Genomic DNA, 15,445 nt, shown 5'->3' with positions numbered 1-15,445 from the left:
AAGTAAATAAAATCTTAACTGGATGTTTTCTTGGTGTACCTCACCCTGAAGCGAATAATTACCCACAAAACAACGTACAAAATTCCTAATAATGTACCGATTTCCAAACTAAAAACCCAGGCAGTTCTATCAAAAAGACTTTGAAAAAGATTTTTAAGAATCAATCGCGGATCATGTATAATGTCCCAGCTGTTCATCCGCCTGACCCTGCCTAAATATACCCCGAAACCAGCTAATGGCAAACTAATGAAAAGCATTGTGGCGCTAACGTTTCTTGAAAATATGTGCCTCCATGCCTGATGCATCCAGTATAACGATACCAGGCCGTTGAACAGGCTTACTTCTGCATAAAAAAACAGCATAATGGTATCATGCCATGTGAGGTCACGCTTGTAGTCCACTGCTAAATGCGCCAGATCGGTAATCATGTATGGCGCATTGGGAAGAAAAGCAAGCCAGACAAAACTCAGGAAAATCAGGATTACAGGAATCTGCCCATATCTTTTTGTCAGGTTATTGGCAAAAAACGCAATGATCAGCGGTATCCAGCTTAGAAACAAATTCCAGTCCATTGAAAAATCAATGGGTGCATTAAAGAAAATACGGACAAGATGAAAAAATACGGCTACCAGGCTGAGAATCAGGAGCAGTAACAACGAAAATAATCCTTCCATTGAAATAATGGGAGGATTTGAAACCGTAAACCTATAATTTTTAACCCATTCTATAAATCGTTCTAATGCCATTCAATTTTAATTTTCGTACTTCAATAAAAAACCAAACAAACAGAAGAGATAAATAGCGGGTAATTTTCGTTAAAGTGAGCATTGACCCAATGTATAATTCCTTTAATCTTCTTTTATTATTTGCTGCCTTATTATTGACAAACTACTGATAGGGGGGTAATTAAGCCTTAATTTGGCTTTTCTGGTCATTTTTAGGTTTACGTCTTTTATTTCTTGATGAAGAATCAGAAGGCTTATTGCCTGATTTGCTTCCACCAGGTTTCCCGGGTCCGGTGGTTCTAAACTTTCTCGGATCAAAAACCGGCGCATCACCTAATCCGAGTTCCTGGGTAAGAGAACGTTTTTCTATTTCTTTTTCAAAAAGGCGTTCAATTTTAAGAACATATTTCTGATCCTGCTCATTGATAAAAGTGATCGCAATTCCTTTGGATTCAGCACGTGCCGTTCTGCCAATCCGATGGACATAATCCTCAGGGTCACGCGGAACATCGTAATTAACAACGTGGCTCAGATTATCAATATCAATTCCTCGCGATAAAACATCTGTCGCTACTAGAATAGGAAATTTTCTGTTTTTGAAATCCCTCAGTACAATTTCTCTGTTGGCCTGATCAGAATCGGATGAAATTCCATTGGCTTCAAGCCCCAGTTTTCTCAAAGCACGTACGATTGGCTCCACCGTAGACTTACGTGAAGTAAACAATACCATACTTATATTTTGAACTTCACTCAATAAATGGGTCAGTAATGGAAGTTTTTGTTCGTCCTTAGCCATGTAAAACTGCTGATCAATACGCTCGGCAGGCCTGGAAACGGCTAATCTTACTTCTTCCGGATTGTGTAAAATGCGTTTGGCAAGATCTCCGATTTTAGCAGGCATGGTTGCCGAAAACATAAGTGTCTGCCTTTTTGCAGGAAGAAAACTCATGATTTTCAGGATATCGCTCAAAAATCCCATATCCAGCATACGGTCCGCTTCGTCCAGTACCAAATGTTTGATCTGGCTGAAAGTAACATAACCTAATTGCAAATGTGCAATCAACCGGCCAGGTGTAGCAATGATAATATCGGCTCCCTGGGTGAGCGCTTTTTTCTGCTGATCCCATTCAGGCCCTTTGTTGCCACCGTACACGGCGATACTGGTTGCACCCACAAAGTAGCCAAGTCCCTGAATTTGCTGGTCGATCTGAACAGCGAGTTCACGCGTTGGAACAAGTATAAGCGCACCCGTATGTGTGCCCGATTGATGAGCCACTTTATCCAGAATGGGGATTAAATAAGCTGCGGTTTTACCGGTACCGGTTTGGGCACAGGCCAAAAGATCTTTTCCTTTTAAAATATGAGGAATAGCTTGTTCCTGAATAGGTGTAGCTTGTTGGTAATTCATGGCATCCACGGCGTTGAGAACGTCTTCGTGGAGATCAAATTCGTTGAAATTCAAAATTCAGCTTTTTAAGGCCATTGGAAGAAAAATTCTGCCTCTGACATATTTAGGTAACAAAAAGAGCTGACTTTTAATTTCCCAGTCAGCAAACCGCTTGATTTTAAACAAATATAACTAAATAACTTTGAAGTGCGAAGAATAGGCACAGAGGAATCATCCCGATTAACAGTGAATATGTGTGGGGATGTAAGACTTAACTTAAAATAATTCGGTAAAATAGTTTTTATATTACTTCTGTCAGATCACCTGCCTCTTCGGGCGTGTACATCCTGGATTTGGTGATGAACCGCACACCCATAGGAATTTCAAGAGAAAAACTCGATCCTCTTCCCGGCGTAACGTCAATAGTTAGTTGTGTATGCTGCCAGTATTCAAACTGGTCCCGGCTCATAAAAAATTCGCATCCTGCAATTTCCCCCAGCAATACATCACTATCACCGGTCCTGAATTCCCCTTTTTCAAAACACATGGGTTGCGAACCGTCGCAGCATCCGCCACTTTGGTGAAACATCAACTCTCCAAATCTTTTCTTTAACTGATTTATTATCTCGGTAGCTTCCGGAGTAACTGTGACTCTTGGTATCATGGATTATTAGATTTAAATGAATAAGGTTTTATGCGATTAATGGTTTCACAGATAATGAAGTAATTGATTGAAAAGTTTAATGGTAATAAGAGAAGTCAACTTTTGAAAAGTTGACTTCTCTAAAAACCTGCACCTTTGTGACTAACTTCTTACTCTCAGCGTGAGACCTTTTTATCAGAAGAACCCAAGCTTATTTTTATCATAAGAAATAAGCATATTTTTAGTCTGGCGGTAATAGCCCAGCATCATTTTATGGTTCTCCCTTCCAAAACCCGATTTTTTGTATCCGCCAAACGGAGCATGTGCCGGATAAGCATGGTAATTATTCACCCACACGCGGCCTGCCTGAATGGCACGAGGCACCTGATAAATTTCATGTGCATCCCTTGTCCAGACTCCTGCACCTAATCCATATAAAGTATCGTTGGCAATGCTGATAGCTTCTTCTGTTGTTTTAAAAGTAGTTACACATACAACCGGGCCAAAAATCTCTTCCTGAAAAATCCGCATTTTATTATGTCCTTTAAAAATAGTAGGCTGAATGTAATAACCGCCAGAAATCCCATTTTCAAAAGTCTGCGCATCTCCGCCCGCCAATACCTCTGCTCCTTCTTCCTTTCCTATTTTCAGATACGAAAGGATTTTTTCATACTGGTCATTAGAAGCCTGGGCACCCATCATAGTAGTACTATCCAGCGGATGCCCCATTTTGATCGCTTTGGTACGTTCGATTACCCTGGTCATGAATTTATCATAAATACTTTCATGAACCAGAATCCGTGATGGACAGGTACAAACTTCGCCCTGGTTCAAGGCAAACAAAACCGCACCTTCTATGGCTTTATCAAAAAATGCATCATCTGCATCAGCAACTGAGGGAAAAAATATATTTGGCGATTTTCCGCCTAACTCCATTGTAACCGGAATCAGGTTCTCAGAAGCATATTGCATGATCAGCCGGCCGGTGGTAGTTTCTCCGGTAAACGCAACTTTGGCAACTCTGGGAGAAGATGCCAGCGGTTTACCAGCCTCCACACCATAACCCGTTACGATATTTAAAACGCCGGGAGGCAGAATATTTCCGATTAATTCCATCAATACCATAATAGATGTCGGCGTTTGTTCAGCAGGTTTTACGACAATACAATTGCCGGCGGCTAATGCAGGAGCAATTTTCCAGGTTGCCATGAGCAAAGGAAAATTCCATGGAATAATTTGCGCAACCACGCCAAGCGGTTCATGCAAATTGATACAAACCGTATTCTCATCATGCTCTGAAACCCCTCCTTCTTCTGCACGGATTACACCAGCAAAATAACGGAAGTGATCAACGCATAAAGGCAGATCCGCCGCACGGGTTTCACGGATTGCCTTACCATTGTCAATCGTTTCGACCACAGCCAGGTATTCCAGGTTGTCTTCAATAATTTGCGCTATTTTTAACAACAAATTACTCCGGTAAGCTGCTGCCGTTTTACCCCAGGTTGCAAATGCTTCATGAGCTGCATCCAATGCTTTTTCAATATCCTCCTTCGTTGACCGCGCTGCTTTGGTGAAAACCTTTCCGTCAATAGGTGATATATTATCAAAATATTCTCCCTTTACGGGTTCCACAAATTTACCTCCAATATAATTTCCGTACTTCTCCTTAAATTCCGGCCTGTTCGCCAGTGTTTCATTTACGTTGGCTTTACTCTCAGCTTTTGGTTCTGCGGTGATCGTATCCATAACTTAAAAATGATTTTATTTAATGATTTAATACAACAAATTTATAAGATCATTTGACCAAACATTGGTACAATCGTTCCATATTGTAGCATAATTATCTCATTTATTTAAAAAATAATTATATTTAGCAAAACACAGAAAAAGTAGACTTAACGCAAAGTAATGTGCGTTGTTAAAATGTAAACAGGATTCGTTTATTGCAACATTCAATTTTCAACTACGCTTATTTACTCCCAAATACTGAACTCCTAAACTTTCAATCCCTACGTCATGCCATTAGGTTATAAATTAAATCAGGTCGAAGTTTCAGGTGAAAAATCCCTTAAAACTTTGGTTGAAAACAGGCGTGCTTTTACCCTGCAAAATTGTGAACTGAATTTATTTGAAACTTTGCAGGCTTCTGCACTGGTGCCGCTTACCTTTTCAGACTTTGTCGTTACCAGTATGCTTCGGGGAAAAAAGTGATGCATCTTTTTGACAAACCTGGTTTTGACTATTTACCCGGAGAAACAGTTTTGGTGCCGGCTAATGTCACTATGAAAATTGATTTTCCAGACGCAACAGAACAAAATCCGACCCAGTGTATTGCGCTTGCCCTGGATCAGACTAAAATACAGCATATCATAGACAGGCTCAATGAGGAATATCCGCGTGAGGGACAAGAACATTTCTGGAAATTACAGCACAATCAGTACCACTTCTTAAATAATGTAGAACTGGCACAAACTATGAACAAACTGATCAGGATCTGCTCCGGATCCGGAATTGGAAAAGATATTCTGGCGGATCTTACTTTACAGGAGCTGGTTGTACATATTCTCCAGACTCAAAATCTGCAAACAATTATGGATGATAACATTGACCATAATAATCCGTTGGCCTATGTCGTCAATTATATCCGGGCTAATATCAGTGAGAAAATCCAGGTGGAAGATCTGAGCGAAAAGGCATGTATGAGCAGAACCTCTTTTTACCGTGCCTTTAAACGGGAATTTAACCTAAGTCCTCTTGATTTTATATTGAAGGAAAAAATCAAAAAAGCAAAGCAGATTCTGAGTGAATCGAAAACCAGTATTTCCGATGTTTGTTACCAGCTTGGCTTTACGGATTTGAATTATTTTGGAAGGCAATTTAAAAAATCGGAAGGAATATCGCCAACGCAGTACCGGTCGGTGACGGATAAAAACGAAGCTATCAATTAAAAAAATCAGATTTTACCGCTTTTTAACCGGTCTATCATCATAATTGCACATTAAAAGTCAGCCCTATCATTGAGTCTGCATCTTATCCTTGCCGGTTTTCGTCCTTTTACAAACTTCAGCGCAACATCATCCGGTACCATCATATAAAATTCGCCTCCCTTTTTGGGGAGGCGATCAGGCTGGGATTCAAAATGAATAGCCTCTTCCAATGCTAATTGAATGTTTATTCAGTCAATGGCCTCACCTTAATGTCCTTATAGAGCACTACACTTTTCGGATCATGTGCCTGCAGGGCAAAAGTACCGCTGCTTAGAAATTTGGTTTTCATATCACCTTCCCGTTTGTCTATATCTGATTCTTCATAATCAACAACCACTTTATCATTGATCATAATGGTAATATGTTTGCCTTCTACTTTAATATATTCAGTATACCATTCATTGTCTTTTACATAAGTCTCTTTTACATCCATAACATTATACAAGCTTCCTGTACGCTTCCAGTCGGTGTGCGAGTTATTTACCTGCACTTCATACCCTTTGGCCGGCCAGCCGTCTTCCTGATAAGCAGTATGGATAAATATTCCGGAATTTGATCCCGGTTTCGTCATCACGGTCGCCTTGAACTCGAAATTTTTGAACATATGGTTTTTCACCGGACCTTCATAAAACAAGTGGGAACGCGGACCGGCAACCTGTATGGCACCGTCTACAATGGAAAATGAGGAGGCGTTTACACCTGCTTTCCAACCATCAAGACTGGTCCCGTTAAATATTGAAACCCAGCCATCCTGAGCTAAAACCGGAAGATTACTACAAACGATTAAAAATAGTATTGAGCTGAAAAATGATAATCTCTTCATTTGAACATTTTTGATTAATAACTGAAATATAAAATTTGAATATTTGTCTAAATTTATTCTACTTTGTACAGATTAAAATATTTTACAATTCGTTAACTATTTTGACGGAATCAGGATAAAATTATCAGCCATTCTCTGCCATATTTTCTTAATAAGTAAAAACATTTTTGGCTAGAAAACTACTGCTTAACCTGCCAAAGATTACTGTCTTCCGAAACGGAAAGTGTCCAATAATATTTTAAAAAAATCCGGTGATTTAGTATCTCTGTTATGAATTAAAGTCAATGCGTAACCCTTATCTCTCCCTCCTCGCCACTGCCTGGCATTATGCACGCCAGCAAAAGAAACGATATCTTTTGATCTATGCCATGTTCGTTATGGCTAATCTGGCGTTGGCCATGCATCCTTTATTATTAGGCTGGTTTATACAATCTGTCCAAAAGGAACCGGACGCTGTTCTGAGCAATGTATGGCTGTACGCCTGTGGTTATCTTCTGCTTACCTTACTGGAATGGATATTTCACGGACCAGCCAGAATTATGGAACGGAAACTTGCCTTCGACCTGAGCCGTAATTTTCTGGATGAATTGTATCATCAGGTTTTGAACCTGCCTATCAAATGGCATCAGGATCATCACAGCGGTTCGACGATTAACAGGATCAGAAAAGCATATGAAGCGCTGAAAGAGTTTTTTCAGAACGGTTTTATATTTCTGCACGCTTTTTTCAAATTTGTGTTTTCGTTTATAGCCATCGTATGGTTCTCACCGGTTTTTGGCAGTATTGGTATACTGATAGGCGCTTTGACAGTTTGGGTGATTTTTAAGTTCGACAAACCTTTTATGAAGGCACTCGACGATACAAACGAAAAAGAACATATTGTATCATCCACACTTTTTGACAGTCTTTCCAATATCATTACAGTCATTACGCTGAGATTGGAAAAACGAATGAAAGTGAGCCTCATGAGTAAAGTGAAAGATGTTTTCCCTTCGTTTTTAAAGAGCGTAGTTATCAACGAATGGAAATGGTTTGTTGCCAGTATCTTCGTGGCACTGATCTACATTGTTGTTACCATTGGCTTCATCTACCAAAATTATACTCCCGGACAAATATTTCTGGTTGGCGGGCTTGTAACTCTTTTAGGATATGTGAATCAGTTTACAAGTGTGTTTCAGGATGTGGCTTGGCAGTATACAGAAATTATTCGTTATAACACCGAGGTACAAACAGCACGGGTTATAAGTGAAGAATACAATCGCCTTATACCTCAAACCGGCACTGCTCTTCCTGAAAACTGGAAAGAAATTAATATCCGGAATCTTAATTTCTCACATGATGATATCTACCGGGCCGGTCAGAAAGCACATAGCCTTCATGGATTGAATATTCGGATTAATCGTGGTAAACGCATCGCTTTTATTGGTGAAAGCGGTAGCGGGAAAAGTACATTACTTGCATTACTTCGCGGACTTTACGATCCGGAAAAAGACGTGATCGTTTCAGTCGACGGCCTGGAAGCGAATATAAAAATGCTGGCAGGAACCGTTACCCTTTTTCCTCAGGATCCCGAAATTTTTGAAAACACAATTGCTTATAACATTACGTTAGGATTGGATTTCGATCATCAGGAGATCGACCAGGTTTGTGATACTGCCTATTTTTCAGATGTCGTTGCCAATCTTCCAAACGGGCTGGAATCCAATATACAGGAAAAAGGAGTGAATTTGTCCGGAGGCCAAAAGCAGCGCCTGGCATTGGCCAGAGGAATTTTAGCCGGCCGGAGCAGTGATATCATTCTGCTCGACGAGCCCACCAGTAGTGTTGACTCTAAAACAGAATCCCAGCTTTACGATAATATGTTTGAGGAATTTAAAGGAAAAGCAATACTCTCATCGCTTCACCGTCTACATTTGCTGGCCAAATTCGATTACGTATATATTCTGCGTAATGGGTACGTCATTGACGAAGGCACCTTTCATGACCTGAGGGAAAACAGCAGTGTTTTTCAGGATTTATGGAAACACCAACAGGTATTGGAAGAAGAAGGGAAACGGGAAAGGGTTAAAGGTTAGAAAGGGAAAAGGTTAATGGTGGAAAGGTTAATAAAAAAAGGAAAAAATAACTAGTACCGTTATGACCCGCTGGCGGCCATCCTTTCATTGCCCTTTTAACCTTTTTTTTCCATGATGGCGCAAACGTCCCATGATGGCGCGAACGTCCCGTTCGTGACTTTTATTACAAGGCCTCCGGCCTGACCATTAATATCAAAAATAATATTTCAAAATAAGGCCAGAGGCCTTTCAATAAAAGTCACGAACGGGGACGTTCGTGCCATCATTCCGTCACGAACGGGGACGTTCGCGCCATCATTCCTTTTAACCATTCACCTTTTAACCCTTTCCCTCCCTTCCCTCCTACCTCAACAAATTCACAACCCCTTCATAATTCTGAATATCACCATCTTTTAACTCTACCTGAATTTTATATGGATATACGCCTGCGGAGCTTACTACACCATGGTAAGTTCCCGGCCATCCGAAAGCAGGATCAGATGCGGCAAAATTAGACTGCTCATAAATTACTTCTCCCCAGCGGTTGTATATCATCATTTCCCGTATTTGTTTCACACAGCTGTTGCCGTAAACAAAAAATACTTCATTATACTGGTCATTATTAGGTGAAAAAGCGTCGGGAACTGTAATTCCGCATGGTTTTACAGAAATGTAAACACTGCCCTTTCGGGAACAAACCAAATCTGCATCAGAAACTGTAATGTTATATTGAGTCGATTTATCCGGTTTTGTCCAGGTTTGTGCACAATTAGGACACGTTACGCTATTTTCCTTTTCCCAGAGATAGATGTAATTCCCCTGCGGTTCTGCAAGAACCTGTATTTGGGCACTGTCTCCCTGGGTAATTGTAAAATTGGAAGTTACTGCAATATCAAGTTCTAATACATTAAGATTCGTAATTACAGTACTGTCACATCCGGTATTCTGAGGTATAACTTTCGTGTAAGTTCCGGAGGTGGTATAAACTGTATCGCCTACTGTCAAACTTTCTCCGGCACAAATGGTGATGTCCTGGGAATATCTTGCAACCGGGTTGACAGTCAGTTTAAGTGTAACCGTACTGTCACATACGTTAGACTGATTAACAACCTTTATAAAAGTACCGGAAGTGCGGTAAACTGTATCACCAACTGCCACCTCTTCCCCTTCACAGATTGTTCGGTTAATTGATGCAGTTGCTTTTTTATATTCAATGGTATAATCCAGTTTTAGGGCACAAGTTACATCCAGGCTTCCAAGCGGCACCAACTGAACACTATACTGAGCACCCAAAGCAGCTTTTACTTTAATATTTTGTGTTGTTTCCCCATTACTCCAAGCATATTGCCCGAAACCCTCAGGTGCCATCAGCGTAAGATTACCGTCAGAGTCAGGGCAGGATGATGCAATTTTTATTTCGGATTTCAAACACTCCGCATCAAAATAAGCATAACCAAAATGCCTCATACGCGTACAACCGTGTGCAGTTACTACGATATTTATACTTTTTCCGACATAGTTTCTCAGATCTATCGCTCCTGTTGTCCAGTTGCGGTACTGTATATCACCGGATGTTGTAAAACCATCCACAGTGTTATTGCCTTCAAGCTGAATATCATAGCTGCTACAGGGCAATTCGTCGCCGTTACTGTCATAGATCAAAATATTAAACCCGGGTTTCTGGTAAGGCTCGTGGTTAGCCCCTCCGTTTCCACCACCGGTTCCATCTGTATTTTGCAGTATTACTGCGAATTTATACTGGAACAATGTGTTATCTGAAGTAACCAGGTAATTGGCACGTATCCTTGAAAAATGACTTCCTTCGACCGTATTCCCGATCCGGATAGAATGTGTACTACCCGGAGCCACCATTGGAATGGCAGAAATTTTGGGATCATTACCATCACTAAGACTAGTCACATAATGGTCATTATTTAGTGTACCGTTCGATTCAGCACCGTAAACCGTTTTCTGATTTTGGTCTGTGACTGTGCCATAAGTTAAAGTCCAGCCGTTAGAATTTCCCTGCTCAAATCCAATGTTATTGCAATCCACCTGTGCCTCAGCACGTACAAATAAAAGTAAGAGCAGGAAAATCAGAAGCAGAAGTTGTTTCATAAACCGGATAAAAATTACGGAACGGATTTAGCACCAATGATATATTAGCTCATACGCCATCAAAATAAATACTGTTGCACCAATTTGACACAAAAATGCATTTTAGAAAAAACAATAATATGAAGGCTTAGGCAAGTACCCGATTTTTGTAATTTTCTAATTCATTTACTTTATCAGATAGTACTTAGCTTGAATGTTACCAGTGTCGTAAACGAAGAAGGATTGTGCTCAATTTCCGGATAATTTGTAACTGAATCGTACAAAAGAATAATCCAATTTTACAGTTTATGAAATTATTCTCTATTTATAGAGATATTTCTATTATCAGTCGTTTTTTTTAACTTAAATTTGCTCGACTTATTCAGAATAAATTAGGAGCTTACTAATATCTCTGATTTGACCCTCATCAACGATTTACACACATAACCGAATAACATGCTCAACTGGCTATTCGATAAAAAGAAAAATGAAAAAGTAAATCTTTCCCATATAGGAATAGATTTACATTCCCATATTATTCCCGGTATTGATGACGGCGTTGAAACGGTGCAGGAATCCGTTATGATGGCTCAGAAAATGCAGGAACTAGGTTACAGCCGGATGGTAACGACTCCGCACGTAATGTGGGATTGTTACAAAAACACACCCGAAATTATTCTGGCCGGCCTGGAAGATGTAAGGCATGAAGTAAAAAAAGCTGGCCTCACCATTCAGATTGATGCAGCGGCAGAATATTTTATCGACGAGCATTTTATCAGTCTGCTTGCTAATGAAGAACAGTTTTTAACACTTCCAGGCAACCGGCTTTTAGTAGAACTGCCCTACTCTACTCCTCTCATGAATACTTTTGAAACGCTGTTCTCCATTATTGGGAAAGGTTATCAGCCTGTACTGGCACATCCGGAACGCTACACTTATTATTATTCTGATCCCTCGATTTATAAAAAACTCGTTGACCAGGGCTGTGAGTTGCAGGTCAACATATTATCTCTTGGCGGTTACTATGGAGAAAATGTAAATAAAATGGCAGAATGGCTTCTTCGTAACAACCTCATTTCATTCTTAGGCACTGATGCGCACAGAATGCAGCATTTGGATTTAATCAATAAAGGTGACAAAAATAACTGGCTGTCAAAATATCATTTTCAAAACGAAAAAATTATTAATATATAATGATGATAATCATATTTAATCTATATTTGTCACGTTGCAGAAAAATTTATTAATTTGCATAATATTAAGAACTAGAAAAACCGCTCCTTAATCGTGCCTTTTAATTTTTAACTTTAAATAGCAGAATACAAATCAGATAGCATATTATCATTTTATCAAGATTGGATAAACGTATTACAATCAATAAATTATAGAAAAATTATTTACTCAACGTTAACATATGAAATTACACCACTTAAAGTCCCTTAAGTTCCCCCTCTTTTTATTTTTAATTACCATTGTAATAATCGAAGGAACGACCTCCTGCGTATCCCCCAAATCAATTGTATATTTTCAAGGAGATACAACACGTTTATCATCTTCAAAAATTTTACAAAACTATGTGCCAATCATCGAAAGCAATGATTTGCTATCTATCATTGTAGGAAGTTTAAATCAGGAAGCTAACGAAATATTCAATTCTGCTAACGAATATTCTACCACATCTACCAGTTACGGCTCAGGAAGCAATATCGCACGCCAGCCATTCGGTTACCTGGTGGATAATGAGGGTAATATAGAACTCCCGCTTATTGGTAAAATACGGGTTGAAGGCCTGAAAATGCAAGTTGCAGCAGATACAATCCGCAGACGCCTGCAAGGTGTACCTTAAAGAGCCGTCAGTTAACATTAAAAATGTTAATTTTAAAGTTTCAGTTTTGGGAGAAGTAAACCGTCCATCTGTTTATGTGATTCCTGACGAAAAAATAACCCTTCCCGAAGTTTTAAGTCTTGCCGGTGATCTTACAATTTACGGTAAACGTAACAATATCATGATCATCCGTGAGGAAAAAGGCGAACGTCAGTATGCGCGGATCGACCTTACCTCCAGAGCTACTTTTGATTCCCCCTTCTACAATTTGCATAAAAATGACGTGATCTACGTGGAGCCAATTAAAGCACGTATGAATCTTACTGACAGAACAGTTCAGCTTGCCCCGTTATTCCTTGGTATCGTAACGGCACTTAGTTTAGCATTTTATAGATTAAGATTATAGATTAAGGTAAGCTGTTTGACAAATAACTTACTTCAAGTTAAAACAGGTCTTTTTTTTAAAGAATGAAATCAACGTTAGTTATGAACAATCAAAAAACTGAATTTTATCAGGAGCAAATTGAAGAGGAGGAAAAGAAATTTGACGTCCAAAGCTATGTAAGGGGTTATATACGCTATTGGTTTCTGTTTCCAATATTTCTTCTTGCAGCGCTTGCCGCGGCTTACTATTATATTCAGGTGACGCAACCTGTATATCTGGCAAAGGCTACACTCCTTATCAAGGATGAACAAAAAGGCCTGGGTGGAAGTAGTGACATCATTGAGCAAATGACTCAGTTTGGCGGAAACAAACTGGTAGAAAATGAGATTGAGATATTAAAATCCCAGACTCTGATGGAACAGATTGTAAGGGAGCTCAATCTGGACGTAAGTTTCGAGGCTACCGACGGTCTTGAAACAATAGACTTATATAAAGCAAGCCCTGTGATCGTGAAACCAGAGCTGATCTCTGAATTCGCTTTGAAGAATCCTTTGACGATTCACGTTACGGACAGCCTGCATTATACCATTAATGAAGAAGGTATTCAGTATAAATACGGACAGAAGCTTCGTAACGCATGGGGCCTTTTTACTGTTTCTAAGGGAACGGAATCTGAATACGAGGATGTGAATGTTCTTTTTAAGAATATTCCGAACCTTACAACCAACATGCTTGCAAGGCTTGAAATCATTAAGCCAAATATCAAAAGCACTGTTCTGGAATTAAGTTTTGAAGATACATCGATCCAGCGCAGCAGGGATGTATTGAATAAATTACTGGATGTTTATGTTCAGTCTTCACTGAATGACAAAAATAATGAAGCAAGTAATACGCTTAAATTTATTGAGTCGAGACTTGGGCTGATCACCGGAGAATTGGGAGACGTTGAAAAAGATGTCGAATCTTATAAAACAACGCAGGGCCTTACGGATCTTAGTGCAGAATCAAACTTGTATCTGCAAAACATTCAGGCAAATGACACGCAATTGAATGATGTCAATATTAAAATCTCTGTTTTAGAAAGCGTTGATAATTATATAAAAAATTCGGACAATGGTGCTCCTGCTCCTGCCACTTATATGATTAACGATCCTGTCCTTGTTACTTTATTAACAAAATACAACGAGTTACAGCTTCAGAGAGAAAAAATACGCTCAGACAACACAAACCGGCAACCCTTTGCTGGGTACGATCAATACACAAATTACGAGTACGGTTCAGGCGATCAAAGAAAACCTTCAGAATCTGCGTCGTGGCCTTGATATTACCAAGAAAAGTCTGGAAGCAGTTAATTCCAAGTTTTCAGCAGGTTTGAGAAGCATTCCTCAGAAAGAACGTGAATATGTTGGAATCAAGCGTCAGCAAAGCATTAAGGAGGGTTTGTATCTTTATCTTTTGCAAAAGAGAGAAGAAACTGCATTGGGATATGCCGCTACTGTTACTGATAGCCGGCTTGTAGATGCTCCCCAAGCTTCTTACAACCCGATCAAACCAATGAAAGCACTCGTTTGGCTGGGTTCCGGCCTTGGCGGACTTTTACTTCCGGCATTGCTGATCAATGTGTTGTTACTTTTAAACAATACGGTACAAACCCGCGATGAAATCCAAAAGGTTACCCATGTATCGGTTCTGGGTGAGATTGGTCACATGAAAAATGTGAAAAATGTACCTGGTGATGAGGCAATTATCAAAATGACGAGCCGCACAGCAGTTGCTGAACAATTCCGGGCATTACGAACGAATCTCCAATATCTGGGCGATGGGTCCTGCCGGGTTATTATGTTCACGTCGTCCATTGGTGGAGAAGGAAAAAGCTTTATAAGTATCAACCTGGCTGCCAGTCTTGCTTACTCTGACAAAAAAGTATTACTAATCGGACTCGATCTTCGTAAGCCAACGCTTCATGAGCGCCTGCTGGTATCCAACAAATATGGTGTAACCAACTGCCTGATTGGACAAGGCAATGTAGATGATTATATTCAGCCTACAGGAATTCATCCAAGATTTGATGTACTGACAAGCGGCCCTATACCGCCTAACCCATCAGAGCTTTTGAGTAACGGACGCCTGCCTATATTACTTGCTGAACTGCGTGAGAGATATGATTACATTCTGATCGATTCACCTCCTTTCGGATTAGTTACCGATTCGGCATTGATAGCAAGACATGCTGATGCAACACTTTATGTCGTTCGTTTCAACTATACATTGGTAGATCACCTTAAACGTATAGGCGAATTGCAGCGTGCGCATCGTTTCACCAATCTTTCAGTCATCTTCAACGGCGTTAAATATGGCGGCGGATATGGATATGGTTACGGATACGGAGGCTATGGCTACGGGTATTACGGAGAAGATACAGATATCAAAAAGCCGAACATTGAAACCCGGCTTAGAAAAATGATGAAAAGAAGCTAAAAAGCTAACAACCTTTTTGTTATAAAAGTACAGAATGC

14 protein-coding genes are annotated in these 15,445 nt (G+C 39.9%); 8 read left to right on the top strand and 6 right to left on the bottom strand.

Features of this window, described 5'->3' with window-relative positions; all coding sequences use genetic code 11:
- Positions 1 to 14: 14 nt before the first annotated feature.
- From KZC02_RS26090 to KZC02_RS26075, 4 genes are all read right to left on the bottom strand, one after another.
- Positions 15 to 746: a DUF1361 domain-containing protein gene (locus KZC02_RS26090; RefSeq protein WP_229253817.1), complete on the bottom strand. Its 732-nt coding sequence runs from the start codon at positions 744 to 746 to the stop codon at positions 15 to 17.
- Between the two features lie 160 nt (positions 747 to 906).
- Complete coding sequence (locus tag KZC02_RS26085; RefSeq protein ID WP_221391341.1) at positions 907 to 2,187, bottom strand: DEAD/DEAH box helicase; 1,281 nt, start codon at positions 2,185 to 2,187, stop codon at positions 907 to 909.
- Positions 2,188 to 2,413: 226 nt separating this feature from the next.
- Positions 2,414 to 2,776 carry a DUF779 domain-containing protein gene (locus tag KZC02_RS26080; protein WP_221391340.1) on the bottom strand — a complete coding sequence of 121 codons (363 nt, stop codon included), beginning with the start codon at positions 2,774 to 2,776 and terminating at the stop codon, positions 2,414 to 2,416.
- A gap of 174 nt (positions 2,777 to 2,950) precedes the next feature.
- On the bottom strand, positions 2,951 to 4,504 hold the full coding sequence (locus KZC02_RS26075; protein ID WP_229253816.1) for an aldehyde dehydrogenase family protein: 1,554 nt from the start codon (positions 4,502 to 4,504) through the stop codon (positions 2,951 to 2,953).
- Positions 4,505 to 4,774: 270 nt separating this feature from the next.
- Between KZC02_RS26075 and KZC02_RS32185 the strand changes: the two genes are divergently transcribed.
- Entirely contained in the window at positions 4,775 to 4,969 is a 195-nt protein-coding gene (locus KZC02_RS32185) for a hypothetical protein (protein ID WP_229253815.1), read from the top strand.
- Entirely contained in the window at positions 4,969 to 5,706 is a 738-nt protein-coding gene (locus tag KZC02_RS26070; protein WP_229253814.1) for an AraC family transcriptional regulator, read from the top strand. The genes KZC02_RS32185 and KZC02_RS26070 overlap by 1 nt, the downstream gene beginning before the upstream one ends.
- Before the next feature lie 223 nt (positions 5,707 to 5,929).
- Here the strand turns inward: KZC02_RS26070 and KZC02_RS26065 are convergent, their stop codons facing one another.
- Positions 5,930 to 6,568 carry a DUF1080 domain-containing protein gene (locus tag KZC02_RS26065; RefSeq protein WP_221391339.1) on the bottom strand — a complete coding sequence of 213 codons (639 nt, stop codon included), beginning with the start codon at positions 6,566 to 6,568 and terminating at the stop codon, positions 5,930 to 5,932.
- Positions 6,569 to 6,852: 284 nt separating this feature from the next.
- Here KZC02_RS26065 and KZC02_RS26060 point away from each other — a divergent pair, with 284 nt between their 5' ends.
- Complete coding sequence (locus tag KZC02_RS26060; protein WP_221391338.1) at positions 6,853 to 8,643, top strand: ABC transporter ATP-binding protein; 1,791 nt, start codon at positions 6,853 to 6,855, stop codon at positions 8,641 to 8,643.
- A gap of 342 nt (positions 8,644 to 8,985) precedes the next feature.
- Here KZC02_RS26060 and KZC02_RS26055 read toward each other — a convergent pair whose 3' ends face one another.
- Positions 8,986 to 10,740, bottom strand: coding sequence for a gliding motility-associated C-terminal domain-containing protein (locus tag KZC02_RS26055; protein ID WP_221391337.1), 1,755 nt, complete (start codon positions 10,738 to 10,740; stop codon positions 8,986 to 8,988).
- A gap of 435 nt (positions 10,741 to 11,175) precedes the next feature.
- On the opposite strand from KZC02_RS26055, the gene KZC02_RS26050 reads away from it, so the two are divergent.
- The 5 genes from KZC02_RS26050 to KZC02_RS32165 all read left to right on the top strand — a co-directional run bounded on the left by KZC02_RS26050 (position 11,176) and on the right by KZC02_RS32165 (position 15,407).
- The gene (locus KZC02_RS26050) at positions 11,176 to 11,913 is read left to right on the top strand and encodes a tyrosine-protein phosphatase (protein WP_221391336.1); all 738 of its coding nucleotides are present in this window, start codon (positions 11,176 to 11,178) and stop codon (positions 11,911 to 11,913) included.
- 382 nt (positions 11,914 to 12,295) lie between these two features.
- A complete protein-coding gene (locus tag KZC02_RS32180; RefSeq protein ID WP_229253813.1) occupies positions 12,296 to 12,565 on the top strand; it encodes a polysaccharide biosynthesis/export family protein in 270 nt (89 codons plus the stop codon).
- A 46-nt stretch (positions 12,566 to 12,611) separates the two neighbouring features.
- On the top strand, positions 12,612 to 12,950 hold the full coding sequence (locus tag KZC02_RS32175) for a hypothetical protein (protein ID WP_229253812.1): 339 nt from the start codon (positions 12,612 to 12,614) through the stop codon (positions 12,948 to 12,950).
- A gap of 80 nt (positions 12,951 to 13,030) precedes the next feature.
- Positions 13,031 to 14,251 carry a Wzz/FepE/Etk N-terminal domain-containing protein gene (locus tag KZC02_RS32170; RefSeq protein WP_229253811.1) on the top strand — a complete coding sequence of 407 codons (1,221 nt, stop codon included), beginning with the start codon at positions 13,031 to 13,033 and terminating at the stop codon, positions 14,249 to 14,251.
- Positions 14,169 to 15,407, top strand: coding sequence for a CpsD/CapB family tyrosine-protein kinase (locus tag KZC02_RS32165; protein ID WP_229253810.1), 1,239 nt, complete (start codon positions 14,169 to 14,171; stop codon positions 15,405 to 15,407). The genes KZC02_RS32170 and KZC02_RS32165 overlap by 83 nt, the downstream gene beginning before the upstream one ends.
- Positions 15,408 to 15,445 lie beyond the last annotated feature (38 nt).

Origin of the sequence: Dyadobacter sp. NIV53, assembly GCF_019711195.1 — a bacterium.
GTDB lineage: Bacteria > Bacteroidota > Bacteroidia > Cytophagales > Spirosomataceae > Dyadobacter.
This window is presented reverse-complemented; position numbering and strand designations above follow the sequence as displayed.